The organism is Neisseria animaloris (assembly GCF_900637855.1).
GTDB classification, from domain to species: domain Bacteria; phylum Pseudomonadota; class Gammaproteobacteria; order Burkholderiales; family Neisseriaceae; genus Neisseria; species Neisseria animaloris.
In genome coordinates, this window is sequence record NZ_LR134440.1 from 273,637 (window position 1) to 299,484 (window position 25,848).

Consider the following 25,848-nt stretch of genomic DNA (forward strand, 5'->3'; position numbering starts at 1 on the left):
ATGCCGGGCAGTATTTTAAGGCCGTCTGAAAAGAATCGGCGGGATGACGTTCAAACGAACTGCACTGCTGCTTTGCCATACCTGCGAAACATACGGGCATGGGCAGGCAAACGCGCTGTGGTAGAATTTGTGCCTGTTTTTTATGGGAAGCATTATGCGTATTATTTTGTTTATATTGGTACTGTTGCTGCTGCAAGTGTTTACCTTCGGCTTGGGCCGGTCGCTGCAATGGCTGTTCGCCCCCTATATTGCCGCACGGGGCAGACGTTGGTTGATGGGCATTGCTTTTTTGATTACCAATGCGCTGATTGCGGGTTTGCTGTTGCAGCTGGGGCATGCGGTGTTTCGCTGGATGGCATTTTGGATGGTGTTGCTGCTGTTTGTGATGTATGCGGCCTTGGCGACGTTTGTGCTCTATCTGCTGCTGTGCCGGTTTATGGAACAAAAACCCATGTCGCGCAGCCTGCGGCTGTTTGCTCCGCTGTTTGTGGCGGGGTTGCTGGGGCTGGCGGTTTATAACGCTTACACACCCGTAGTACATCATGCCGAAATCAACATTGAAAAACCGCTCGATAAACCGTTGCGCATCGGCATGGCCAGCGATACCCATTTGGGCGTGCTGTTCGGCGCGCGCCAACTGGATAAACTCGCCGACATCATGAGCCGCGAAAAAGTCGATATTATCCTGCTGCCCGGCGATTTGATGGACGACAACGTAAACGCCTACCGCGCCGAAAACATGCAGCCGCATCTGGAAAAACTGCGGGCGCCGCTGGGTGTGTATGCCACTTTGGGCAATCATGATTTGTTCGGTCACGAGCGCGAAATCTACGAAGAACTCACTAAAGCGGGCATTAAAGTGCTTGCCAATGAAAGTACGGTGGTGGACGGCCGTTTGCTGGTAGTGGGCCGCAACGATGATTTGGACAGAAGCCGCCCCGCTACGGAAACCTTACTGCGCGGCCAAAACACCGCTTTACCCGTGCTGTTGATGGACCACCGTCCTACCGATATCGAAGCTCACAGCAAACTGCCGATAGACGTTCAGGTGTCCGGCCATGTGCACAACGGCCAAGTGGCGCCGGCCAATTTAATCGTCCGCTTTCTCAACCGTCTGCACTACGGCTACGAGCAAATCGGCAACGGCCACTTTTTCGTTACTTCGGGTTACGGCTTTTGGGGCGTGCCGCTGCGTTTGGGTTCGCAATCGGAAGTGTGGATTATTGATGTGAAAGGCAAATAGCTGAAAAATGGCTTGAGGCCGTCTGAAAACATTTCAGACGGCCTCAAACAAAAAGCTCCTCAATCGGGAGCTTTTTGTTTTTATCAACAGAGCAGGCGAATTAAGCCTTTTTGTTGGCCAAAGCCGCTTTAATGTAAGCGGTAAACAGCGGGTGGCCTTTACGCGGCGTAGAGGTAAATTCCGGATGGAACTGGCAGGCGAAGAACCACGGGTGTTCGGGCAGTTCGATGGTTTCCACCAAACGCTCGCGGCCTGCGGATACACCGCCGATCACCAAACCGGCTTGTTCGAGCTGCGGCAGGAAGTTGTTGTTGACTTCGTAGCGGTGGCGGTGGCGTTCTTTGATTTCGGTGCTGCCGTAGATTCTGGCGGCAAGGCTGTCGGGTTTGAGTTCGACTTCTTGCGCGCCTAAGCGCATGGTGCCGCCCAAGTCGGTGTTTTCGTCGCGTTTTTCCACGCTGCCGTCGGCGGTTTGCCATTCGTCGATTAGGGCGACAACGGGGTAGGCGGTTTTCAGGTCGAACTCGGTTGAGTTTGCGCCTTCCATGCCGGCAACGTCGCGTGCGTATTCGATGAGTGCAATCTGCATGCCCAAGCAAATGCCCAGATAAGGCACTTTGTTTTCACGCGCGTATTTCACGGCGGCGATTTTGCCTTCTACGCCGCGGATACCGAAACCGCCGGGCACTAAAACGGCATCCATGCCTTTCAGGCAGTCGGTGCCTTCTTTTTCGATGGCTTCGCTGTCGATGTAGGTAATCTGCACGTCGGTTTCGGTGTGGATGCCGGCGTGTTTCAGGGCTTCGGTGAGCGATTTGTAGGATTCGGTCAGATCGACGTATTTGCCGACCATGGCGATTTTGACGGTGTGTTTGGGGTTTTTAATCGCGTAAACGATTTTTTTCCACTCGGTCAAATCGGCCTGTTGCACGTTTAATTGTAACTGCTCGCAAATGATGTTGTCGATGCCTTGGCTGTGGAGCATTTCGGGTATTTCGTAAATGCTGTCGGCATCGTAGCTGCCGGCCACGGCGCGCTCTTCGACGTTGCAGAAGAGGGCGATTTTGCGTTTTTCTTCATCGGGCAGGATGCGGTCCATACGGCAGATAAGCACGTCGGGCTGGATACCGATTTCGCGCAATTCTTTAACGGAATGCTGGGTCGGTTTGGTTTTGATTTCGCCCGCTGCGGCAATGTAGGGAACGTAGCTCAGATGGACAAACAGGGTGTTGTTGCGGCCGAGCTGGCTGCGCATTTGGCGGATGGCCTCCAAGAAAGGCAGCGATTCGATGTCGCCCACGGTGCCGCCGATTTCGACGATGGCGACATCATGGCCTGCCGCGCCTTCGTGGATTTTGCGTTTGATTTCGTCGGTGATGTGCGGGATAACCTGCACGGTGCCGCCCAAATAGTCGCCGCGGCGTTCTTTGGCAATCACATGTTCGTACACTTGGCCTGCGCTGAAGCTGTTGCGCCTGAACATGGTGGAGTTGATAAAACGCTCGTAGTGGCCGAGGTCGAGGTCGGTTTCCGCGCCGTCTTCGGTAACGAACACTTCGCCGTGCTGGAAGGGGCTCATGGTGCCGGGATCGACGTTGATATAGGGGTCGAGCTTGAGCATGGTTACTTTCAAGCCGCGCGATTCGAGAATGGTGGCAATAGAAGCGGCGGCGATACCTTTACCGAGTGAAGATACGACGCCGCCGGTTACGAAAATAAATTTGGTCATGATGTTTACCGCTCGTTTTGAATGCGTGATTTTACCTTGAATGGGGTTTGCCTTCAACTTTAGAGGCCGTCTGAAAAAACGATAATGCTTGCTTTCAGATGGCCTCTCGGTGCTATGTGGTTAAGATTTTTGGGCTTCTTCGCGCAGTTCGCGGCGGAGGATTTTGCCGACGTTCGATTTAGGCAATTCGTCGCGGAATTCGATGTCTTTCGGCACTTTATAGGCGGTCAGCTCGGTGCGGCAAAAGGCGATAAGCTCTTCTTTTGTAAGCGAAGGGTCTTTTTTCACAACGAAAAGTTTGAGGGCTTCGCCGGTTTTTTCGCTGGCTACGCCGATACAGGCCACTTCGAGCACTTTGTCGTGGTGGGCGACCACTTCTTCGATTTCGTTGGGATAAACGTTGAAGCCGGAAACGACAATCAGGTCTTTTTTGCGGTCAACCAGTTTGAACCAGCCTTTTTCGTCGACAACGGCAATGTCGCCGGTTTCGAGAAAGCCGCGGCTGTCGATGGTTTTCGCGGTTTCTTCGGGGCGGTTCCAATAGCCTTTCATCACTTGCGGGCCGCGCACCCACATTTCGCCGGGTTGTCCTATCGGCACTTCTTTGCCGTCGGCATCACGCAGCTCGATTTCGGTGGAAGGCACGGGCAGGCCGATGCTGCCGGTGTAAGAAGGAATGCTGAGCGGGTTGCAGCATACGCCGGGGCTGGCTTCGGTGAGACCGTAGGCTTCGACAATCGGCGTGCCGGTGATGTTTTTCCATTTTTCGGCCACGGGTTTTTGGGTGGCCATGCCGCCGGCGAGAGTGAGTTTGAGGGCGGAAAAGTCGATTTCGGCCAGTTCGGGGCGGTTGACCATGGCGTTAAACAAGGTGTTTACGCCGATGAATACGCTGATTTTTTCTTTTTTCAATTCGCCCATAAAGCCTTTCATGTCGCGCGGATTGGTAATCAGCAGGATTTTGGCACCGGCTTGGGTGAAAATCATCAGGTTGATGGTTAAAGCCAAGATGTGATACAGCGGCAGCGCGGCAATTACGATTTCTTTGCCGGGCTCCAACAGGTTTTTAATCCATTCGGCGGCCTGCTGCATATTGGCGCAGATGTTGCCGTGGGTAAGGATGGCACCTTTGGCCACGCCGGTGGTGCCGCCGGTGTATTGCAGAAAGGCGGTGTCGTCGCGGGTAAGTGCTACGGGGGTAAACGGATGCGCCGCACCTTGTTTTAAGGCCGTCTGAAAAGGAATGATGTTGGCGATGCGGTATTCGGGCACCATTTTTTTGACTTTGCGTACCACAAAGTTCATCAATTTGCCTTTCAGCCCGAACATGTCGCCGACGGTGGCGACGATCACGTTTTTCACTTTGGTGCGCGGCAAAACCAGTTCCAGCGTGTTGGCGAAGTTTTCCAGCACCACGATGGTGGTCGCGCCGCTGTCGTTGAGCTGGTGTTCAAGCTCGCGCGGGGTGTAAAGAGGATTGGTGTTGACCACGATCATGCCTGCTTTCAATGCGCCGAAAAGGGCGATGGGGTATTGCAGCAGGTTGGGCATCATGATGGCGACGCGCTCGCCACGCGGCAGTTTGAGGGTGTTTTGCAGAAACGAAGCAAAATCGGTAATCAGCTTGGACGTTTCGGCGTAAGTGAGGGTTTTGCCCATGTTTTGAAAAGCGGGCAGATGGCTGTGTTTACCGGCGCTTTCTTGGAACACTTCGATAATCGAGTTGTAGCGTTCGGCGTCGATTTCGGCATTGATGCCTTGCTCGTAGCTTTGGAGCCAGATTTTTTCCATAAAGTGAGTTTCCTTGTTGTGAGGCCGTCTGAAAATCAGGTTGGCTTTTCAGACGGCCTGACTTGTTATTTTGTAATGATAACCGGTTTGTCGGTAGCCGTAATGATGCCGCCGCCCAAGCATACGTCGCCGTCGTAGAGTACGGCGGATTGGCCGGGGGTAACGGCCCATTGCGGTTCGTCGAACAGCAGCTCGGCGGTTTCGTCGTCGATGTAGCGCAGTTTGCACGGCGCATCGGCCATGCGGTAGCGGGTTTTGCAGGTATAGCGGCCTTCGGCGGGGCGTTCGGGCAGTGTCCAGCTTAAATCGTTCATGGTCAGGCTCTTGGTGTAGAGCAGCGGGTGGTCGTGGCCTTGTACGACGGTTAATCGGTTGCGGGTCAGATCTTTGCCGGCTACAAACCACGGTTCGCCCGCGCCGCCGATGCCCAAACCTTTGCGCTGGCCGATGGTGTAGAACATCAGGCCGACGTGTTCGCCTACTTTTTTGCCTTCGGGCGTAACCATGTCGCCGTTGTCGGTGGGCAGGTATTGTTGCAGGAACTCGCGGAACGGGCGTTCGCCGATAAAGCAGATGCCGGTGCTGTCTTTTTTGGCGGCGGTCGGCAACTCGGCCTCGGCGGCAAGACGGCGCACTTCGGGTTTTTCCAAGTCGCCGAGCGGGAAAATGGCGCGTTCGAGCTGGTGCGGTTTGAGACGGTATAAAAAGTAGCTTTGGTCTTTGTTGTTGTCGAGACCTTTGAGCAGGTAGTGCACGCCGTCGCGCACTTCTTTGCGGGCGTAGTGGCCGGTGGCAATCACGTCTGCGCCTTGTTCGACGGCGTAGTCGAGAAAGCATTTGAATTTGATTTCGGCGTTGCACAATACGTCGGGATTGGGCGTGCGGCCTGCCGAATATTCTGTGAGAAAATAAGCGAATACGTTGTCTTTGTATTGGGAGGCGAAGTTGACGATATCGATGTCGATGCCGATGATGTCGGCCACGGCGATGGCATCAAACGAGTCTTGTTTGATGCTGCAATATTCGTCGTTGTCGTCGTCTTCCCAGTTTTGCATGAAAACGCCGCGCACTTGATGGCCTTGCTGTTTGAGCAGATACGCGGTTACGGATGAATCAACGCCGCCGGATAGGCCGACGATGATGTTTTGCGGAGTGGATGTGTGCATGATGCAGATGCAGGAAATAGAAGGGGAATTTAAGAAGGTAAGATTTTAACACAGGTTGGGTTGATGTTATGAAGAGGCCGTTTGGGAAGAGTTGGCGGAGATGTTTTCAGACGGCCTGTTTGCTAACGGGTAAAGCGCATATCTATATGGGGAATTCCGTCTTCCGAATATTCTTCCGACACGGTTTCGTAACCGAAGCACCGATAAAACGGCAGCAGATAGGTTTGTGCTTGCAAGTAGATAGTGCGGTACTGCCAAACGGTTTGGATATAGTTCATGCCGCGTTGCAAGGTTTCGGCAGCAAGACCTTGCCTGCGGTATTCGGCGGCAACGGCCAATCGGCCTATGGCTGCAGGGGCGATGGGATGATCGGGCGTTTTAAGAATGCGGGCGTAAGCGGCAACGGTATTTTCGTTGCCGTAGTAAATGTGCACGGCTTCGAGGTCGAGGCCGTCTGAATCTAAAAATGCACAGTTTTGTTCGACCACGAAAATGCGGCTGCGTAATTGCAGGATGCGGTAAAGCTCAAGGTTGGTAAGTTGGGGAAAGGTTTTACTGTGCCATTGCATATTGATGCTCCGGTAAACAATGGGTGGATAAATATCAAAGGCCGTCTGAATGTTTATTTTCAGACGGCCTTTCGGATTAAGATGTTGTTTCCTCTTCTTCAAAGGCGGAATCGGCATTTTCCGGCAGCAAATCGTTTTCGTTGAAGTCCGGTTCCGGTTCGCTCTCGAATACTTTACCGTTCAATTTCAGACGGCCTTTGTTTAATTCTATCAGCGTGCGGATATTGCCGTCGTTTAATGTCAAATATTGCTCGCGCGCCATTGAGTTTACGGTGCTGTCTACCATCAGACGCAGGGTTTCGTTGATGTCCTCGATGCTGGCACGGCCTTCCGCGGCATCTTCGGGGTTGACGCTGAAGATGCTACCGGCTTGGTTAATGGCCAATTCTTCAAGCAGTTTTTGCGGCACGCGCATGTCGAGTTTGGCTTCGGTTTTTTTCACCATGGCACCGAAGTCGTTCATATCGGCTCGGGTAAGGCCGTTGAAACGCATTTCGCCTTTCACGTCGACCATGCCTTGCGGCATGGTGAAGTTGAAGGCTTTTACTTTGAGTACGGGGTTTTGGGTAAACAGCCCTGCGGCCTCGGTTTTGGCGGTTTTCAACAGTTCGTTTTGAATTTGCTCTTCGGTCATTTCGGTCGAAGCGAGTTCAGCCATCTTGTTTTTGATGGCAAGCAGGCCTTTAGCATCGAGATGTTCGGCTGCGATGTCGATATCCAACGGGCCGTAACGGTCGTTGCCGTAGGTTAGGGTTTGGAAGCGGAAACGCCCTTTGCTGTCTATCCAGCCGCCGTTTTCATGGGTTTCGGTATCAAAGCGGAGTTTTTCAAGCAAGATTTTAGAAGGTGCCACCGTGCCGGTGGGGTTAATGAAAGCGCCGATCTGCAAATCGGTAACCAGATTGACCAGTTCGTTTAATTTGACATTATAATCAATGCCTTCTTTCCATTGCAGCGAGAGTTTGTCTAAGGAAAATTCGCTGCGGCCCAACGCCAAGCGGTTGCTGCCGTCGATGGTTTGGGTGCGGAGGCGCAGGTTTTCCATGCCGACGTCGCCTTTGTCGGCCAGTTTGATTTGCAGAGCAGGCGCTGAGTAATCATGGGTGTAGTTTTGGAAGTCGGCTTGGTATGATGTAGCACCTTCCAGCCCTTTCCAGTTGAGTTTGATACCGGAAAGTTCTTCGTAATCGAAAGAAGGCACATTGAGTGTGATTTTTCCGTTTCCGTTTAAATAAACGGTGTTGGTCATGCTCACCGGAGTTTGCCCGCCGAAAAAGCGTGCCAGCACTTTGGCTGTTTCAGGGTGATACTTGAATTCGGTTTCCACATGGGCGCGAACGGGTGTCAATCCGCCCGCAAACGGGCCGTGTTTGATGTGGTTGACGACGGTAATCGGCTCTTTTAATAAGGTTTTGAGATTATCGGGCAGGTATTTTTGAGTGTTGTGAAGCAGGGTGGGTTTCAGGCGGATTACGGTGGTTTCGGTGGCACCAAACCAGCCCCGTTCGTATTGGTGTGATTCGACCGTTAAAAAGCTGGACTGTGCGAGCAGTGTTTGCTGTGCGTTCAGGCTTTCTTCGGTTTTGGTACCGAGATAGTAGGGCAAGCCGATAAAAATAGCGGCCAACGCAAAAACTGCGGCCAATGATACGGAAATCAGGAGCTTTTTCATTGCTTCAAATAGATAAAACGGAAAGTTTGAAGAATAGCATCATTTATAGGATTTGTCTTTGCAGTGGCTTTCAGACGGCCTGATGTCATAATTGTTGGCAATATTGATTAAATAATATTTTACTGGGAAAATATTATTTTAATTTTTAAGTATTTTCGCCGTCAGATGGTTCGCTTGTACGGATTGTTGTCGAGCGGCAGGCGGCATTAATGAAAACGAGGGATAGGTAGAATATGAATAAATTGGCAGCGGTTTTGGTAGGAGTATGGTTGGGTCTGCAATTAGGCGTGGGTTATTTGGTTGCGCCGATATTATTCCAAAATATGGGTAGAATGGAAGCTGGGGCTTTGGCCGGTGTGATGTTTAATGTGGTAGCTTATACCGGCATGGCGGTTTGGCTGCTGGTTTACTTTATCGGCCGCGCCGAATTGAACAGACATGTGATGCGTTCGCATACCAATAAGTTTGTATTGGCGTTGTTATCGTTTTTGGCGGCCAATCAGTTTTTGGTTACTCCCGTTATCGAAGCGCATAAAGCGGGGACGACAAATTGGCTGTTATCGCTCATCGGCGGCTCATTCGGCCAGTGGCACGGTATCTCGAGTATTATCTATATGATATGCAGCGTGCTGGCCTTGGGGTTGGTTTTCCGCTTGTTGAAATTGGATTGGTATTAAGTATATTGTTTTTTAGAAAGAGGCCGTCTGAAACATATCGTTTATGTTTCAGACGGCCTCTTCAGCTAGATTGGATAGTCGGATCATATCCGCGGCCGGTCAGATATCTTTGCTGATTAGAGTGTTGCTGGATTTTTCGTCGGGCAGCAGCCAGTTGAGCAGAATGGCTAAAATGGCACACAGGCCCACGCCGGCGAAACTCATGCTGCCGAATTTGATAACCATGCCGCCCACGCCTGTGGTCAACACCGAGCTGACGATAACCAGATTTTTCGGCTGCATCAGATTTACTTTGGCATCAATCAAGGTTTTTAAACCAAGTGATGCGATGGTTCCGAACAGTAAAATCATGATGCCGCCCATTACCGGCAATGGAATCGAAGCCAAAAAAGCATTGAATTTTCCGAAAAACGCCATGCTGATGGCAAAAATTGCCGCCCAAGTCATGATTTTTGGATTGCTGTTTTTGGTAATCATCACCGCACCTGTTACTTCACCGTAAGTGGTTACCGGCGGGCCGCCGATTAACCCGGCTACGCATACGCCCAAGCCGTCGCCTGCTAAAGTTTTATCCAACCCAGGGTCTTTTGCATAATCGTTGCCGGTTACTTTGCCGATAGCCATTACCCCACCGATGTGTTCGATGGCGGGTGCAATGGCAACAGGCAGCATAAACAAAGCCGCCTGCCAGTTGATTTGCGGCGTTTCAAAATGGGGAACGGCAAACCACGGAGCATTCATGATCGGCGCGGTATCCACCAATCCCATCACTAAGGCCAAGGCATAACCGGCGGCAACACCAATTAAAATCGGAACCAGTTTCATCATTTTGCTACCGAATACGGCAACGATAACGGTAACCGCAAAAGTAAAGCCGGAGAGCAACAGCGATTGCGTATAGTCTATTACTTGTTCACCTCCGGCTTGTCCCATTGCCATTTGGCTGGCTACGGCTGCAACCGACAAACCGATAACCATAATCACAGGGCCGATGACAACCGGCGGCAAAAGGCGGTTTACCGTAGCTAATCCGCGCCATCTGATGAGTCCGGCAAAAATAAAATACATAAAGCCGGCGGCAAACAAGCCGAACATGGTGGAAGGCAATCCCCACTCGCCGATAGAATAAATAATCGGAGCGATAAAGGCGAAAGAAGAACCTAAAAATATCGGCACTTTGCGTTTGGTAACCAGTTGGAACAACAAAGTGCCGATACCCGCGCCCAGTAAGGCGAGAGCAGGATTAAGGCCGGTAAGTAGCGGCACGAGAACCATCGCACCGAAAGCGACAAACAGAATTTGCGCACCGGATATAGCTAGTTTGAGTTGTTGCATGTTAGATTCCGTTATGTTTTTTAAACAAACGGGGCGGATTATAGCCTTGCGCCAATGTTTTGTGTGTAACTGAATGTGCCAGATTTAAGATGTTTTAGTCGATAATTTTATGAAAAATAATTACAGAAAATATTTTAAAAGTTATAATTCCGCCGCTTTACGGGAAAACAAAATGCCGTTCATCCGATTGAATCGAATGGCGGCAGAAAACAAATTAATCTAGTCGAATCACAATTAAATTTCTTAGAGATAACAATAAATGGATTTGAACCGAAAAATAATTGCTGTTGACGGCCCGAGTGCCTCCGGCAAAGGAACGGTGGCTTCACAAGTGGCTGCCGCATTAGGTTTTGAGTATTTGGATTCGGGTGCGCTATATCGTTTAACCGCACTCTACGCTCAATTAAATAACATCGAATGGGACGATGAAGAAGGTATTGCAAAGTTGGCACAGCAATTGCCGGCAGTATTTGACGGGCAGAAAATACTGCTTGACGGTAAAGACGTATCCGAAGCGATCCGCAGCGAAGCTATTGGTATGGGTGCATCTTCCGTTGCCCGCCTACCTAAAGTTAGGGAAGCGCTTTTGCAACGCCAGCGCGATTTTTTAACCGAAAAAGGCTTGGTTGCAGACGGGCGCGATATGGGATCGGTAGTGTTTCCCGATGCCGTCTTAAAAATATTTCTAACCGCATCCGCCGAAATCCGAGCTCAGCGCCGTGCCAAGCAAATCGGCGTACCATGCGAAGGAGTGGAGTTCGAACGGATTTTATCCGATATCGAAGCACGTGACGAAGCCGACAGCCGCCGTGCTGTTGCACCGCTAAGGCAGTTGCCCGATGCACTATTGTTGGATACTTCGGAAATGAATGTCGAAGAATCTGTAAAAAAAGTGCTTGATTGGTATGCAAAAATCTAAACCTTGCTGTATAATCCGCCTAATTTTTTCAGACGGCCCCAAAAACAAGGCCGTCTGAAAACCGTTTGTAGTAAACGCTTGTTGCGCCAGGGGCAGCAAGTTCCCTCCAACCAACCTCACACTCCTTGGCGGTGTACCGAAAAGAGTTATATATGACTATGGAAAATTTTGCCCAACTGTTGGAAGAAAGCTTTACCCTTCAAGAGATGAACCCCGGTGAAGTGATTACCGCTGAAGTAGTGGCGATCGACAATAACTTCGTTACCGTAAATGCCGGTTTGAAATCAGAGTCTCTGATTGATGTAGCTGAATTCAAAAACGCTCAGGGCGAGATTGAAGTAAAAGTCGGTGACTTCGTTACCGTAACCATCGAATCTGTTGAAAACGGCTTCGGTGAAACCAAACTGTCACGCGAAAAAGCCAAGCGCGCGGCCGACTGGATCGCTTTGGAAGAAGCCATGGAAAACGGCGATATTCTGTCCGGTGTAATCAACGGCAAAGTAAAAGGCGGCCTGACTGTAATGATCAACAGCATCCGCGCATTCCTGCCGGGTTCTTTGGTTGACGTACGTCCCGTAAAAGATACTTCACACTTTGAAGGCAAAGAAATTGAATTCAAAGTAATTAAGCTGGATAAAAAACGCAACAATGTTGTGGTATCACGCCGTGCGGTTCTGGAAGTTACTTTGGGCGAAGAGCGCAAAGCGCTGCTGGAAAACCTGCAAGAAGGTTCAGTGGTTAAAGGTATCGTTAAAAACATCACCGACTACGGTGCATTCGTTGACTTGGGCGGCATCGACGGTTTGCTGCACATTACCGATTTGGCATGGCGCCGTGTGAAACATCCAAGTGAAGTTTTGGAAGTAGGCCAAGAGGTTGAAGCTAAAGTATTGAAATTCGACCAAGACAAACAACGTGTATCTCTGGGTATGAAACAACTGGGCGAAGATCCTTGGAGTGGCCTGACCCGCCGTTATCCGCAAGGCACCCGTTTGTTCGGTAAAGTATCCAACCTGACTGACTACGGTGCATTCGTGGAAATCGAACAAGGCATCGAAGGTTTGGTACACGTTTCCGAAATGGACTGGACCAATAAAAACGTTCACCCGAGCAAAGTTGTACAGTTGGGTGACGAAGTAGAAGTGATGATTCTGGAAATCGACGAAGACCGTCGCCGCATCAGCTTGGGCATGAAACAATGTCAAGCCAATCCGTGGGAAGAGTTTGCCGCCAACCACAACAAAGGCGACAAATTATCCGGTGCGGTTAAATCGATTACCGATTTCGGCGTATTTGTCGGCTTGCCCGGCGGCATCGACGGTTTGGTTCACCTGTCTGACTTGTCTTGGACTGAAGCGGGCGAAGAAGCCGTACGCAAATACAAAAAAGGCGAAGAAGTGGAAGCCGTTGTATTGGCGATCGATGTTGAAAAAGAGCGTATCTCTTTGGGCATCAAACAATTGGAAGGCGATCCCTTCGGTAACTTTATCAGCGTAAACGACAAAGGTTCTTTGGTAAAAGGTACTGCTAAATCAGTAGATGCCAAAGGCGCGGTTATCTCCTTGTCTGATGATGTTGAAGCATATCTGCCTGCTTCCGAATGGTCTAGCGAGCGCGTGGAAGATCTGCGTAATGTGTTGAAGGAAGGTGAAGAAGTAGAAGCCGTTATTTCTACCGTAGATCGCAAAAACCGCAGCATCAAATTGTCTGTTAAAGCAAAAGATGCCAAAGAAAACCGTGATGCGTTGAATTCGGTTAATGCTGCTTCAACTGCAAGTGCCGGTACGACCAGCTTGGGCGATCTGCTGAAAGCCAAATTGTCTGGTGAACAGGAATAAGGTGCAGCATGACCAAATCTGAATTAATGGTTCGCTTGGCAGAGGTATTTGCCGAGAGAAATGGTAGTCAGTTGATTGCCAAAGATGTCGAATACAGTGTAAAAGTTTTGGTAGATACCATGACTCGTTCACTGGCTAAAGGGCAACGTATTGAAATCCGTGGCTTTGGCAGCTTCGATTTGAACCATCGCCCGGCTCGTGTTGGCCGTAATCCTAAAACCGGTGAGCGTGTGGAAGTACCTGAAAAATATGTTCCCCACTTTAAACCGGGGAAAGAATTACGCGAACGCGTAGATCAGGCTATATTAAGTGAATAAGTAGCTTTAGGAGTGAAACGCCGCAGAAATGCGGCGTTTTATCGTTTTTTGTATTTGTTCCGTATGATATGGCGGAATAAAAAAATGATTTATATCGTTTTGAGCCTTAAGTACTTGGAGGCCGTCTGAAATCATTTATAATGGCAAAATTGTTGATTTGCCATATTGGTTATGATGAATAATAACGAAAACCGTTTTATTGCTCCCGACTTTGTCAATCATAGTCCGCTCACTTGGTATCAGGCTGCATCGGAACAACCTGCTTTTATCCGTGATGGCGCGCAAGCAAAAGCCATTGAATATCTGGATAAACTTTGGACTGAATTGATGATGTTCAAACGTAAACGCAACCGTTTTCTGGGTCGCAGTTTGCGTTCCCCGCAATTGCCGAAAGGGTTGTATTTTTATGGTGGAGTAGGTAGGGGAAAAAGTTTTTTAATGGATGTCTTTTATGGTTGCCTGCCATATCGCCGCAAGCGCCGTGTGCATTTCCATGCTTTTATGGCAGAAGTTCATCAACGGATGAAGGCTTTTAAAAGTGAACCTGACCCGTTAAAAGCGATGGCTGCCGAGATTGCTAAGGAAACTCGAGTTTTGTGTTTTGACGAATTTCATGTCTGCGATATTGCTGACGCGATGATACTGGGCAGGTTGTTGGAAAATTTGTTTGAAGGCGGCGTAGTTTTAGTGGCGACATCTAATTATGCACCTTCAGAACTTTATCCTCAAGGACAAAACCGTAGCAGTTTTCTGCCGACGATTGCTTTAATTGAAGAAAAACTCACGATTTTAAATGTCGATGGAGGAGAAGATTACCGTTTACGTGCTTTAAAACCAGCAGAAGTATTTTATGTACCTGACAGCGAAGAGAACGAACGAAAGCTGGCCGAGTTATTTTCGCAAATAACCTACGGTAAGGCAAAAAAAACTGAATCTATAATCATACATGGGCGCGAATTGACGTGTAATGCTCATGATAAACGCGCAATTTGGTTTGATTTCCGTGCTTTATGTTTCGGGCCGCGCTCTCAAGCAGATTACCTATATTTAGCAGAGCATTATGAAATGGTTTTTGTGTCAGGTATTGAAAAACTAAGTGAAGCAGAGCGGGCAGAGGCTCGTCGCCTTACGTGGCTAATCGATGTTTTTTATGACTTTAAGGTGAAGTTTTGTGCCACAAGCAAAGTGAAAGCGGAAGAAATTTATGTAGAAGGTGATTTTGCTAATGAATTTGTGCGTACTGTTAGCAGAATGATTGAGATGCAATCAAAAGAGTATCTTACCCAGCCTCATCTTACTTTGGGTAATAACAACGAAAAAGAAATCAACTTTCAACCATAAAATAAGGAAATTTGATAAAATACCTGCCCAATTTTTATTGAAGTAATCGTTTTAAGGAATATACATGGCAATTGAGCGCACCATTTCTATTATTAAGCCGGATGCAGTAGCAAAAGATGTAATCGGTAAAATTTACAGTCGTTTTGAGAGTAACGGATTGCGTATCATTGCGGCTAAAATGAAGCATTTAAGCGTCAAAGAAGCACAAGATTTTTATGCTGTACATAGGGAACGTCCTTTTTTTGCGGCATTGGTTGAATTTATGACCAGTGGTCCAGTGATGATTCAAGTGCTGGAGGGTGAAAATGCCGTTGCAAAAAACCGAGAATTGATGGGTGCAACTAATCCGAAAGAAGCTGCAGCTGGCACTATTCGTGCAGATTTTGCAGCATCTATTGATGCTAATGCCGTACATGGTTCTGATAGTTTGGAAAATGCAGCTATTGAAATTGCTTATTTTTTTAGTCAAAGTGAAATTTGCTCACACTAAGTAAAAAGCTTTATTTTTAGGCTGTCTGAATATTTTCAGACAGCCTGAGAGCTTTTAATGGAAGTACATGAAAACCAATTTGCTAAATTTTGATTTAAACAATTTGACACAATATTTTTCTGAAATAGGAGAAAAACCATTTCGTGCCAAACAAGTAATGCGTTGGATGCATCAATCGGGCGTGGCAGATTTTGATGAAATGACCGACTTGGCTAAGTCGTTACGAAGCAAACTGAATGAAAATGCATGTGTTACTGTGCCTGAATTGATAACTTCTCAACAATCTTCAGACGGCACAAGGAAGTGGCTGTTGGATGTCGGTACCGGTAACGGTGTAGAAACCGTATTTATTCCGGAGGCGGAACGTGGTACTTTATGTATTTCTTCGCAAGTAGGCTGTGCACTTGAATGTACATTTTGTTCAACCGGTAGGCAGGGCTTCAATCGCAATTTGACTGCTGCTGAAATTATCGGGCAATTGTGGTGGGCGAATAAAGCTATGGGTGTTACTCCCAAAAATGAACGTGTTATTTCCAATGTGGTTATGATGGGGATGGGAGAGCCTTTGGCTAATTTTGATAATGTCGTCACTGCGTTGAATATGATGTTGGACGATCATGGTTATGGCTTGTCACGGCGCAGGGTAACAGTCTCTACTTCGGGTATGGTGCCGCAAATGGATCGTTTAAAAGAGGTAATGCCGGTTGCTTTGGCTGTATCTCTACATGCATCTAATGATATGATTCGAAATGAAATTGTACCATTGAATAAAAAATATCCATTAAAAGAATTAATGGCGGCATGTCGTAGGTATCTGGAAAAAGCTCCTCGTGATTTTGTGACTTTTGAATATGTTATGCTTGACGGCATTAATGATAAAGCACAACATGCGCACCAGTTGATCGAACTTGTGCGTGATGTACCATGTAAATTCAATTTGATTCCATTTAATCCTTTTACTAATTCAGGATACAATCGGTCAACAAACGAAAGTATACGTATATTCCGAGATATTCTTCAGCAAGCCGGTTTTGTTGTTACTGTTCGAAAAACCCGTGGTGATGATATTGATGCAGCCTGTGGTCAGTTAGCAGGACAGGTTAAGGATAAAACGCATCGACAGCAGAAGTGGCAGCAGATTGTGGCAGCAGAGAGGAGAAGTTAAAGTAATGAAAATGAAATTATGGCCATCTTTATTATTGATTGCTTTGTTGAGTGCATGTGCCGGTAGTGGTGCTCCTAAGAAGCCGAGTGCACGTGAGCGCTCCGTACAAGTCTCCAATATTAAAACTCAATTGGCTGTTGAGTATATGCGTGGGCAAGATTATCGTCAGGCAGTTAGCAGTATTGAAGAAGCTTTGGAAAGTAATAACAAAAATGAGATTGCTTGGTTGATACGTGCCCAGATTTATCAGTATTTGAAAGTTTCTGATAAAGCTCAGGAAAGTTTTCAAAAAGCACTTGCTTTAAATCCGAATAGTGCAGAGATTAATAATAATTACGGTTGGTTTATATGTAGCCAATTAAACCACCCTAATGAAGCTATTCCTTATTTTGATAAAGCTTTAGCCGATCCTACTTATCCAAATCCTCAAGTTGCACATCTTAATAAAGGCATTTGCAGCGCTAAGATGGGGCAATATTCTTTATCAGAAGCCTATTTAGAGCGGTCATTAGCAGCTGACCCGCAATTTATCTTGGTATTTAAAGAACTGGCACGTACCAAAATGCTTGCGGGCAATTTAAGCGATGCGGATTATTATTTCCGCCAATATCAAAGTAAGGTCGATGTTTTGACTGCTGATGATTTATTATTAGGCTGGCGTTTATATAATGCTTTGGGTGATACACAGGCAGCTTACGAATATGAAGCTCAATTGCGGACCAATTATCCCTATTCCGAAGAATTGCAGACAATTACAACAGGGCGTTTGTAATGAACGATAATCAAAATACCGAGCAGCAATATGCTAATAATGCCGCCGTTGAAATGGGGGCTAAGTTGCGTTATGCGCGAGAGCGAAAAGGGTTTTCTATCGGTGAAGTGGCTGAACGTTTAAAATTGCCAGCACGTCAAATTGAAGGTTTGGAAAGCGGGAATTACGAAGGAATGCCTGAACCGATCTTTATACGGGGATTCCTGCGCACCTATGGGCGCTTTTTGGGATTGGATGAGAGTGAAGTGGCATCTTATCTTGACCATATTTTGCCGCAAAATCGCAGTAATCTTTACGCTATTGAGCGTAACAACCAGTCATTAAATTATCAACAAACTGAAATTAAAAAATCCTTTCCTAAATGGGTAGCAGGTTTATTAGTGCTGACATTGGTTGGAGCAGGCGTATATGTTTGGCAAAACAAGTCAAATCTAGAATATGCAAAACAAACCGATAGTAATATTCAACCTGAATTAAGTAATGCTTCTGCCCCTAATTTGCAAGCAAGTAATATTTCCGTAGTTGCAATGGGGAGTGAAGTAGAATCAGCCATTGTACCTGCTTCTCAAGAGTTGGTTTCAGGAGGCCAAGCTGTTGCAACATCTGCGATTGTCAATAGCAAACAGCAAGCCTCTGACTCTGAGTTGGCGCAAGCTTCGGCTCCTACATTAACCGTAGCGGCTTCAGATATAGCACTTATTGCTGCTGATGAGTTGGTGGTTAAAGTGCGTTATCGTTCGAATTTAGTCATCAAAGACAAAGATGGTCAATTTGTTATCAATAAAATTGTACCGGCAGGAAGCGAACATCGTTTTAGAGGCGGGGCACCATACAATGTATGGATCGGTTATGCGTCAGGTGCAACCGCAAATTATGGTGGCCAGGATATTTCCATATCGAAACATATGGTCGGTAAGAAAACATCAGCGTTTATTGCAGGCCAGTAATGAGCACTTCTTTATTAAAACGCCGTAACACACATCAAGTAGAGATTGACCATATAACCGTTGGTTCAGATGCACCAGTAGTGGTGCAGTCAATGACCAACACCGATACAGCGGATGCTGAAGGAACTGCAAAACAAGTTAAAGAGTTGAGCGATGCCGGTTCGGAAATGGTGAGGATTACGGTTAACAGTCCGGAAGCCGCATCGAAAGTGGCTGAAATTCGCCAGCGCTTGGATGATATGGGTTGTAATACCCCGTTAATCGGTGATTTTCATTTTAACGGTGAGCGGTTACTTCAGGAATTTCCCGAGTGCGCAAAGGCTTTATCTAAATACCGGATTAATCCGGGGAATGTAGGCAAAGGTGTGAAAGGCGATGAAAAGTTTGCTTATATGATTCGTACTGCGGCTGAATATAATAAGGCGGTGCGCATCGGCGTGAATTGGGGATCGCTTGACCAAAGTATCGCCAAACGGATGATGGATGCTAATCTGGCTTCTGCTTCTCCTAAATCTCCTGAAGAGGTAATGAAAGAAGCATTGATTGTATCGGCTTTAGAGTCTGCACAAAAAGCGGTTGATCTAGGTCTGCCAAAAAACAAAATTATTCTGTCTTGTAAGGTCAGTGCCGTACAGGATTTGATTCAAGTATATAGAGAGCTTGGTGCGCGCTGTAATTACCCACTACATTTGGGCTTAACCGAAGCCGGGATGGGCAGTAAAGGGATTGTTGCGTCAACAGCGGCCCTGTCAGTACTGCTGCAAGAAGGGATAGGTGATACCATCCGCATCTCCCTTACTCCCGAGCCGGGAAGCCCGCGGACACAAGAAGTTGTCGTTGGACAAGAAATTCTGCAAACCATGGGATTGCGTTCATTTACACCTATGGTTACCGCTTGTCCCGGTTGTGGGCGTACCACCAGCACAGTGTTTCAAGAATTGGCACGTGATATCCAGCAATATTTACGAGAACGGATGACCGAATGGCGTGTTCAATATCCCGGAGTGGAGTCTTTGAATGTTGCCGTAATGGGGTGTGTGGTTAATGGTCCGGGTGAAAGTAAATTGGCTGACATCGGTATCAGCCTTCCGGGGACAGGAGAAACACCCATTGCTCCCGTGTATGTAGATGGGGAACGGAAAGTTACGCTTAAGGGCAATAACATGGCTGCTGAGTTTCTAGCTATCGTTCAGGAATATGTAGAAACCAATTATGGTGCTGGTGGTAAAAAGCGTAAAGATAGTAGAATTATTCCCATCCGTTCTATTTAAAAACACCTAATTGGATTATTACGGTTTATTTCAGACGGCCTAAGGTTATTTATCTGCCTTGAAAAGTACATATGAGGAGTAACTATGGAGCAAGATTTACGCGAATTACTCTTACAACTTTATTTAATCAATAATCCTAAAGCCGAACACAAAGTTTTTATTTACACTTATCAAGGTGTAAGTGATATGGCGGTTAACCCCTTTCAATATGCTGAAGCGGATTTAATTGAAAATGTGAAGAAAAGTGTAATTTTACAGAACCTTCCATCAGGAGAGATGGTACAAGCTTTTGTCGTGCCGTCGCATACTTCTCATAAGAAGCAAATTTGGGAGATTGAAAATATTATGCTTTATGGCAATAAGAGCGGTGTTCTTGTGCCGATCGAATTGGATAAAGAAAATATCGGGCAATCTGATAAGTATAGACAATTTGTCAATTTAACCGATAGCATGCTGCGCCAATTTATTCAAGAGTAGCTTTAGGCCGTCTGAAATCAATTTGATATAAAAATATAATTATGGGACAAAAAATCCAAGCCGTTAAAGGCATGAATGATTTATTGCCTGTCGTACAGAAAGACTTCAAACTTACCGCATCTTTCTGGCAGGCATTCGAAGATATTGTCGTACGTTGGACTCGCCGTTTCGGTTATCAACAGATCCGCACGCCGATTGTGGAGCAAACCGGTTTGTTTGTCCGTTCTATCGGAGAAGAAACCGATGTGGTTGGTAAAGAAATGTACACTTTTTCAGATTCCAACGATTCATTGAGCTTAACTCTTCGTCCTGAAGGCACGGCATCTTGTCTGCGTGCAGTTGTGGAACATAATTTACTGTATAACGGCCCTCAGAAATTGTGGTATATGGGTCCGATGTTTCGTCGGGAGCGCCCGCAAAAAGGACGTTACCGTCAATTCCACCAAGTAGGCATTGAAGCATTGGGTTTTGAAGGGCCGGATGTTGATGCGGAAATTGTGGCAATGTCGGCGGAATTGTGGAACGAACTGGGCATTCGTGATTATCTGACTTTGGAAATCAATAGTTTAGGTAGCCGAGAAGAACGGGCGGCACATCGTGCCGCATTGGTAGAGTATCTCAGCTGCTATGAAGAAAAGTTGGATGAAGACAGTAAACGCCGCTTGCACACCAATCCGCTGCGCGTGTTGGACAGTAAAAACCCTGATTTGCAAGAGATTTGTAATGCCGCTCCCCGACTGATTGATTATCTGGGTGAAACATCTTTGGCACATTATGCTCAGTTCAAAACCATGTTGGATGGTTTGGGTATTGCTTATATTGAGAATCCCCGTTTGGTACGCGGTTTGGATTATTACAACCAGACGGTTTTTGAATGGACAACCGATAAGCTCGGAGCGCAAGCTACGGTATGCGGCGGCGGCCGTTACGACGGATTGATTGAAGAGTTGGGTGGCAAACCTGCGCCATCCATCGGCTTTGCCATGGGGGTGGAGCGGTTGCTGCTGCTGGTCAGTGAATATGGTGCTCTTGAGGTAAATTCTGCACCTGATATATATGCCATGCATCAAGGTGAAGGAGCGGCTTTACAGGTATTGAAATATACACAGATGTTGCGCCGAATCGGCTTCAATATATTGCAACATTCGGGTTATCAAAGCCTGAAGGCGCAAATGAAAAAGGCCGATGCCAGCGGTGCACGTTTTGCATTGATTGTCGCACAGGATGAATTGTTGAACGGCACGGTAACATTAAAAGATATGCAGGGACAGCTCGGCCAAATGACTGTGGCGGCGGCTGATTTGGTTAACACTTTACAACAATGGAAGAATACATAGATGGCAGCACATATTCAGGAACAGGAAGAACTGGAGAATTTTAAATATTTCTGGAAAAGCTGGGGACGTTGGCTGTTTGCCGTATTGGTTCTTGCCGCATTGGTTTACCTCGGTTACATCTTGTATCAAAACCATGTGTTAAAAAAAGATCAGGAAGCTGCTGCGGTATTAGTGCAGATGGTTGAAAAAGCGCAAAGTAAAGCTGATGCTAAAGCCATTAATGCCGATTTGCAGAATTTACAGCAAAATTATTCGAGCAGTATTGCTGCTTCCCAAGCAACTATGATGGTGGCGGCTACAGAGTTTGATAAAGGCAAATACGATATTGCTGCAGGTCATCTGAATTGGGTGTTGAAAAATCAGAAAAATCCGCTGGTACAAACGTTGGCTTCGAAACGGTTGGCGGTAGTTTATTTGCAGCAAAAGAAATACGATGAAGCATTGGCAGTATTGGATAGAAAAGTAGAAGCAAGTTTTGAACCGTTATTGCAGGAAGCCAGAGGCGATGTATATCTTGCCCAAGGTAAAAATAAAGAAGCTTTGCAGGCATATGAGCAAGCATTGTCAAAACTGCCTAAAGATGCGGTCGATCAAGAGTTGTTGTTGCTTAAGGCGGAAGAGTTGAAATAAGGCCGTCTGAAAAAATAGATAAACTGATTCTAGGGGCTACTAATAAAATCCGCCTTCAGTGGATTTTATTAGTAGCCTTGGGTTTGTTCAGATTAAAATTTTTTAAAAGCAAGTGGTTAAATTGTTTTGGGTAAGAAAAACAGTTAAAGATAAAATATCGATAATTTTATAGTTCTGTGTCAGTCATAGTATTTTATATTGTTGATATTCCAAATAGAACGATATTGTTTGGTCGTCTGAAAACGGCCTGCATATCGGTAACATGAGAAGCGCTTATTCTTTTGTCGTTTATAGGTGCGCATAGTTTAAGAAACAGAGATATATAATGAAACCCACCATTGCCCTTGTCGGCCGCCCGAATGTCGGCAAGTCGACGTTATTCAATCGCCTGACACGCACGAAAGATGCATTAGTGGCCGATTTGCCGGGGCTGACGCGTGACCGCCATTACGGACAGGGACGCGTCGGCAGTAAACCTTATTTGGTTATTGACACCGGAGGTTTTGAGCCGGTTGTCGATAGCGGTATTTTGCACGAGATGGCAAAACACACATTGCAGGCGGTTGATGAGGCCGATGCGGTTGTGTTTCTTGTAGACGGGCGTACCGGCTTGACTCCGCAAGATAAAATCATTGCCGACCGTTTGCGCCAAAGCCCGCGTCCCGTGTATTTGGCTGTAAACAAAGGTGAAGGAGGCAACCATGCAGTGTTGGCATCAGAGTTTTATGAATTGGCTTTGGGTGAACCTCATGTGATTTCGGGAGCGCACGGGGATGGTGTGTATTATCTGATTGAAGAAATTTTAGCCAATTTCCCCGAAGCAGAAGAAGAGCCTGAGCAGCCCAAACATCCGGTATTTGCCGTGATAGGCCGCCCGAATGTCGGTAAGTCTACGTTGGTTAATGCCATTCTCGGAGAAGAGCGTGTTATCGCTTTCGATATGGCAGGGACGACACGCGACAGTATCCATATCGACTTCGAGCGTGATAGCAAGCCGTTTACTATAATTGATACGGCAGGTGTCCGCCGCCGTGGGAAAGTAGAAGAGGCGGTAGAGAAATTCTCGGTAATTAAGGCAATGCAGGCAATTGAGGCTGCGAACGTGGCTGTATTGGTTTTAGATGCCCAGCAGGATATTGCCGACCAGGATGCTACGATTGCCGGTTTTGCTTTGGAAGCAGGACGTGCGTTGGTTGTTGCCGTTAACAAATGGGACGGAATCACCGGAGAGCGTCGCGAACAGGTGAAGCGTGATATTGCACGCAAGCTGTATTTTTTGGATTTTGCCAAATTTCATTATATCTCCGCATTGAAAGAACGCGGCATCGACGGATTGTTTGACAGCATCCAAGCCGCTTATGATGCCGCAATGATCAAAATGCCCACGCCCAAGATTACCCGTGTGTTGCAAAGCGCTATTGAGCGGCAACAACCCCCGCGTGCAGGTTTGGTAAGACCCAAAATGCGTTACGCCCACCAAGGCGGTATGAACCCACCCGTTATCGTGGTGCACGGTAATTCGCTGCATGCCATTTCCGATAGTTATACCCGCTATTTGACGCAAACTTTCCGCAAAGCCTTCAATTTGCAGGGAACGCCTTTGCGTATTCAATACAATGTTTCGGAAAATCCGTATGAGCAGGCTGATGACAAACCGAAAAAAAAGCCGTTACGTCGTGTAGCGTTGAGCAACCGCATTGAGAAGCGGGAAGGGCGTAAGGAAGAAAAAAAACGCCTTAAAAAGAAAATAAAAGTCAGTGTGAAGAAATTGCAGAGTAAATAATTAAAGTGAAAAGAGGCCGTCTGAAAAACAGTTTTCAGACGGCCTCTTCTTTGAATGCAGTTCAAGATGTGCCGGTAGAGCAAACGCAAATTTAGCATCTGTAAAATTTAAGCGCACGATCAGCAGGTAATTTTGGAATGCATCTCAAGCCGATAATCGATAAAAGTTTTTTAAATAAGATCACTCGGCATCAGAGAGCTTCATTGCCAGAACGGTTGCCTCCTGTTTGCTGCGGAAATCTGCTAATTTTTGTGCGAGCAAACCGTCTTCATTGGCTAACATAGATACTGCAAACAAAGCGGCATTGGCTGCTCCGGCCTCACCGATGGCGAAGGTGGCGACGGGCACGCCTTTAGGCATTTGTACGATTGAGAGCAGAGAATCTTCGCCGCGAAGGTATTTGCTTGGGACGGGCACGCCCAGAACGGGAATGGTTGTTTTGGCGGCTACCATTCCGGGTAAGTGCGCAGCCCCGCCTGCGCCCGCGATAATGGCTTTGATGCCGCGTTTGCGGGCGGTTTCGGCATATTCGAACATTAAATCGGGTGTGCGGTGGGCGGAAACGACAAGTGCTTCGTGTTCTACGCCGAATTCTTTTAGAAACTCCGCGGCATGCTGCATAACAGGCCAATCGCTGTTACTGCCCATGATGATACCGACTTGAATCATTTGATTTTCCTTGTGGGGATGGTTGTGAGATAGAAAGAAAAAAATATTTTTTCAGACGGCCTCTGACGTTTAGCGTTTTTTCAATTTTGTTGCAGCGCGTTTGGCAGCGGCGCTGTCGGGATAAATCTGAATTAATTTGCGCCATGTGTCGCGCGCAATATCCTGCTGCTGCATACGGTATTGGCAGTTTGCTACATCAAACAAGGCATCGGGGGCTTGCGGGCTGTTGCGGAAGCGGTTGACATAACGGTTGCCTATGTGGATTACCGACTCACAATTGCCCAGGCGCAAATGGCTTTGTTGGAGCAGATACATACTTTGACGAGCGGTATCATCACCGTTGCCGCCACCTTCTGCATTTTTCAGTAAAGGAAGAACGGCACTGTAGTTACCGTTTTGATAATGTTTTTGTGCTTGCGTGTAAGCGGCAATTGCTGTGTGAGAGCCGGAATAAGTCTGAGGGGGTGTTTCGGCAGATGTTTGGGATTGGGATAAACGGGGAGTCTGCTTCGGTGTGCGCCGTTCAAGCTGGCGGATACGGGTTTGCAAACCGGATATCTGTTCTTCAAGACGGGTAATCTGCATGCCGAGCGTGTTGATTTGCGCCCGCATATCCGGTTCGGGGTAAGGAATGCCTGAAGGTTTGTCGGATTGTTTCGGCATTCCGGCACAGGCACTCAATAGTAAGGTGGAAAATAACAGGGCGGAGAATTTTATTTTCATGATGTTTGCTCGGTTATTTTTTCAAAAGCAGGGTCAAGCCGTCGCCTACGGGCAGAGTGATGGGAACGATGCGGTGATCATGCGGCAGATTTTGATTGAATTCCCGTAAAACCGTATGGGCGGGTGGGCTGTGTTCTCCGGCGGGTTCGAGTACGCGCCCGCCGAGCAATACGTTGTCTATGGCGATAATGCCGCCGCTGCGTACCAATTGCAGGCAGCGTTCGTAATATTGCGGGGTGGGCGGTTTGTCGGCATCTATAAGCGCCATATCGTAGCTGCCACTTTCTCCCACGGCAATCAGGTCGTCAAGCGTAAGCAAAGCAGGTTGCAGGTGCAGAGTGATTTTGTCGGCAATGCCTGCTTCCTGCCAAGTTTCTCGGGCGATATCCGTGAAGGTAACATTGATATCGCATGCGGTGATTTTTCCGTGTTCCGGCAGGGTAAGTGCCATTGCCGTGCTGCTATAACCGGTAAATACGCCCACTTCGAGATAGCGTTCAGCTCTGATCAGCTTGGCTAGCCAAGTGAGCAATGCCGCTTGTTCCGATGCAATCGCCATTTTACCTAAACGATGTGTGGCGGTACGTCCGCGCAATCGGGTTAAAACCGGATGTTCGGGTTCGCCGATGCCGTTCAAATAAGCAAGCAGTTGCTGGTCGATGTTGTGTATGTGCGTTGCCATACCGGTTAGGCCGTCTGAAAATCAGTCGGGCTGGTAAGCATACGGTTTTTTAGGCAGTTTGGCCGCTTCGAAACCGGCTTGCTCCTCGGAGTTGAGCTCGACATCCCAAAGCAGACCGCGGTTTTTCAGGCGCTGCTCGGCTTCTTGAGGGTTTTTCTCCAGAAATTCGTCAATGAATCGGGTAGCATCAGATTTGTAATGATACATGGTGTTCTCCTGTAAATTAGGGCGTATTATAGCCGAAAAAATTTTTTACAAACATCTTGATAGGGTATAATACACGGTTTCTTTTTGATATTTTAAGG

25 protein-coding genes are annotated in these 25,848 nt (G+C 47.4%); 15 read left to right on the forward strand and 10 right to left on the reverse strand.

Annotation, left to right across the window (positions count from 1 at the left end; translation table 11 throughout):
- The first annotated feature begins 154 nt into the window (after window positions 1–154).
- A complete protein-coding gene (locus EL216_RS01305; RefSeq protein ID WP_085389916.1) occupies window positions 155–1,243 on the forward strand; it encodes a metallophosphoesterase in 1,089 nt (362 codons plus the stop codon).
- Window positions 1,244–1,343: 100 nt separating this feature from the next.
- On the opposite strand, the gene EL216_RS01310 is transcribed toward EL216_RS01305, so the two are convergent.
- From EL216_RS01310 to EL216_RS01330, 5 genes are all read right to left on the reverse strand, one after another.
- Complete coding sequence (locus EL216_RS01310; protein ID WP_085389683.1) at window positions 1,344–2,972, reverse strand: CTP synthase; 1,629 nt, start codon at window positions 2,970–2,972, stop codon at window positions 1,344–1,346.
- A 120-nt stretch (window positions 2,973–3,092) separates the two neighbouring features.
- Window positions 3,093–4,763, reverse strand: coding sequence for an AMP-binding protein (locus EL216_RS01315; RefSeq protein ID WP_085389684.1), 1,671 nt, complete (start codon window positions 4,761–4,763; stop codon window positions 3,093–3,095).
- Between the two features lie 65 nt (window positions 4,764–4,828).
- Window positions 4,829–5,932 carry a tRNA 2-thiouridine(34) synthase MnmA gene (gene mnmA / locus EL216_RS01320; protein WP_126300824.1) on the reverse strand — a complete coding sequence of 368 codons (1,104 nt, stop codon included), beginning with the start codon at window positions 5,930–5,932 and terminating at the stop codon, window positions 4,829–4,831.
- A 119-nt stretch (window positions 5,933–6,051) separates the two neighbouring features.
- On the reverse strand, window positions 6,052–6,615 hold the full coding sequence (locus tag EL216_RS01325; RefSeq protein ID WP_085389686.1) for a GNAT family N-acetyltransferase: 564 nt from the start codon (window positions 6,613–6,615) through the stop codon (window positions 6,052–6,054).
- Entirely contained in the window at window positions 6,575–8,170 is a 1,596-nt protein-coding gene (locus tag EL216_RS01330) for a YdgA family protein (RefSeq protein ID WP_085389687.1), read from the reverse strand. The genes EL216_RS01325 and EL216_RS01330 overlap by 41 nt, the downstream gene beginning before the upstream one ends.
- 233 nt (window positions 8,171–8,403) lie before the next feature.
- Here EL216_RS01330 and EL216_RS01335 point away from each other — a divergent pair, with 233 nt between their 5' ends.
- The gene (locus EL216_RS01335; protein WP_085389688.1) at window positions 8,404–8,847 is read left to right on the forward strand and encodes a DUF4149 domain-containing protein; all 444 of its coding nucleotides are present in this window, start codon (window positions 8,404–8,406) and stop codon (window positions 8,845–8,847) included.
- A 99-nt stretch (window positions 8,848–8,946) separates the two neighbouring features.
- Here EL216_RS01335 and EL216_RS01340 read toward each other — a convergent pair whose 3' ends face one another.
- A complete protein-coding gene (locus EL216_RS01340) occupies window positions 8,947–10,182 on the reverse strand; it encodes a uracil-xanthine permease family protein (protein WP_085389689.1) in 1,236 nt (411 codons plus the stop codon).
- Between the two features lie 265 nt (window positions 10,183–10,447).
- Here EL216_RS01340 and cmk point away from each other — a divergent pair, with 265 nt between their 5' ends.
- The 13 genes from cmk to der all read left to right on the forward strand — a co-directional run bounded on the left by cmk (window position 10,448) and on the right by der (window position 23,469).
- Complete coding sequence (gene cmk, locus EL216_RS01345) at window positions 10,448–11,101, forward strand: (d)CMP kinase (protein WP_143824173.1); 654 nt, start codon at window positions 10,448–10,450, stop codon at window positions 11,099–11,101.
- Window positions 11,102–11,253: 152 nt separating this feature from the next.
- A complete protein-coding gene (gene rpsA / locus EL216_RS01350; RefSeq protein WP_085389691.1) occupies window positions 11,254–12,939 on the forward strand; it encodes a 30S ribosomal protein S1 in 1,686 nt (561 codons plus the stop codon).
- Window positions 12,940–12,947: 8 nt separating this feature from the next.
- Complete coding sequence (locus EL216_RS01355; RefSeq protein WP_085389692.1) at window positions 12,948–13,256, forward strand: integration host factor subunit beta; 309 nt, start codon at window positions 12,948–12,950, stop codon at window positions 13,254–13,256.
- Window positions 13,257–13,430: 174 nt separating this feature from the next.
- Window positions 13,431–14,597, forward strand: coding sequence for a cell division protein ZapE (zapE, locus tag EL216_RS01360; RefSeq protein ID WP_085389917.1), 1,167 nt, complete (start codon window positions 13,431–13,433; stop codon window positions 14,595–14,597).
- Window positions 14,598–14,661: 64 nt separating this feature from the next.
- On the forward strand, window positions 14,662–15,087 hold the full coding sequence (gene ndk, locus EL216_RS01365) for a nucleoside-diphosphate kinase (RefSeq protein ID WP_085389693.1): 426 nt from the start codon (window positions 14,662–14,664) through the stop codon (window positions 15,085–15,087).
- 67 nt (window positions 15,088–15,154) lie between these two features.
- Window positions 15,155–16,252 carry a 23S rRNA (adenine(2503)-C(2))-methyltransferase RlmN gene (gene rlmN / locus EL216_RS01370; protein WP_085389694.1) on the forward strand — a complete coding sequence of 366 codons (1,098 nt, stop codon included), beginning with the start codon at window positions 15,155–15,157 and terminating at the stop codon, window positions 16,250–16,252.
- A 4-nt stretch (window positions 16,253–16,256) separates the two neighbouring features.
- Window positions 16,257–17,024, forward strand: a complete 768-nt coding sequence (pilW, locus tag EL216_RS01375) for a type IV pilus biogenesis/stability protein PilW (protein WP_085389695.1) — start codon at window positions 16,257–16,259, stop codon at window positions 17,022–17,024.
- Window positions 17,024–17,971, forward strand: coding sequence for a RodZ domain-containing protein (locus EL216_RS01380; protein ID WP_085389696.1), 948 nt, complete (start codon window positions 17,024–17,026; stop codon window positions 17,969–17,971). Before pilW ends, EL216_RS01380 begins: the two co-directional genes overlap by 1 nt.
- Window positions 17,971–19,242 carry a flavodoxin-dependent (E)-4-hydroxy-3-methylbut-2-enyl-diphosphate synthase gene (gene ispG / locus EL216_RS01385; protein WP_085389697.1) on the forward strand — a complete coding sequence of 424 codons (1,272 nt, stop codon included), beginning with the start codon at window positions 17,971–17,973 and terminating at the stop codon, window positions 19,240–19,242. Before EL216_RS01380 ends, ispG begins: the two co-directional genes overlap by 1 nt.
- Window positions 19,243–19,326: 84 nt before the next feature.
- Window positions 19,327–19,719: a hypothetical protein gene (locus EL216_RS01390; protein WP_085389698.1), complete on the forward strand. Its 393-nt coding sequence runs from the start codon at window positions 19,327–19,329 to the stop codon at window positions 19,717–19,719.
- Between the two features lie 41 nt (window positions 19,720–19,760).
- Window positions 19,761–21,056 carry a histidine--tRNA ligase gene (gene hisS, locus EL216_RS01395; protein ID WP_085389699.1) on the forward strand — a complete coding sequence of 432 codons (1,296 nt, stop codon included), beginning with the start codon at window positions 19,761–19,763 and terminating at the stop codon, window positions 21,054–21,056.
- Window positions 21,057–21,686, forward strand: coding sequence for a YfgM family protein (locus tag EL216_RS01400; protein WP_085389700.1), 630 nt, complete (start codon window positions 21,057–21,059; stop codon window positions 21,684–21,686).
- 325 nt (window positions 21,687–22,011) lie between these two features.
- On the forward strand, window positions 22,012–23,469 hold the full coding sequence (gene der / locus EL216_RS01405; protein WP_085389701.1) for a ribosome biogenesis GTPase Der: 1,458 nt from the start codon (window positions 22,012–22,014) through the stop codon (window positions 23,467–23,469).
- Between the two features lie 180 nt (window positions 23,470–23,649).
- Here the strand turns inward: der and purE are convergent, their stop codons facing one another.
- The 4 genes from purE to EL216_RS01425 all read right to left on the reverse strand — a co-directional run bounded on the left by purE (window position 23,650) and on the right by EL216_RS01425 (window position 25,750).
- A complete protein-coding gene (gene purE, locus EL216_RS01410; RefSeq protein WP_085389702.1) occupies window positions 23,650–24,138 on the reverse strand; it encodes a 5-(carboxyamino)imidazole ribonucleotide mutase in 489 nt (162 codons plus the stop codon).
- Between the two features lie 69 nt (window positions 24,139–24,207).
- The gene (locus EL216_RS01415; RefSeq protein ID WP_085389703.1) at window positions 24,208–24,861 is read right to left on the reverse strand and encodes a tetratricopeptide repeat protein; all 654 of its coding nucleotides are present in this window, start codon (window positions 24,859–24,861) and stop codon (window positions 24,208–24,210) included.
- Window positions 24,862–24,874: 13 nt separating this feature from the next.
- Window positions 24,875–25,543 (reverse strand): class I SAM-dependent methyltransferase, encoded by a 669-nt coding sequence (locus EL216_RS01420; protein WP_085389704.1) that lies wholly within the window; start codon window positions 25,541–25,543, stop codon window positions 24,875–24,877.
- A gap of 21 nt (window positions 25,544–25,564) precedes the next feature.
- Window positions 25,565–25,750, reverse strand: coding sequence for a DUF3460 family protein (locus EL216_RS01425; RefSeq protein ID WP_085389705.1), 186 nt, complete (start codon window positions 25,748–25,750; stop codon window positions 25,565–25,567).
- Between the last annotated feature and the right edge of the window lie 98 nt (window positions 25,751–25,848).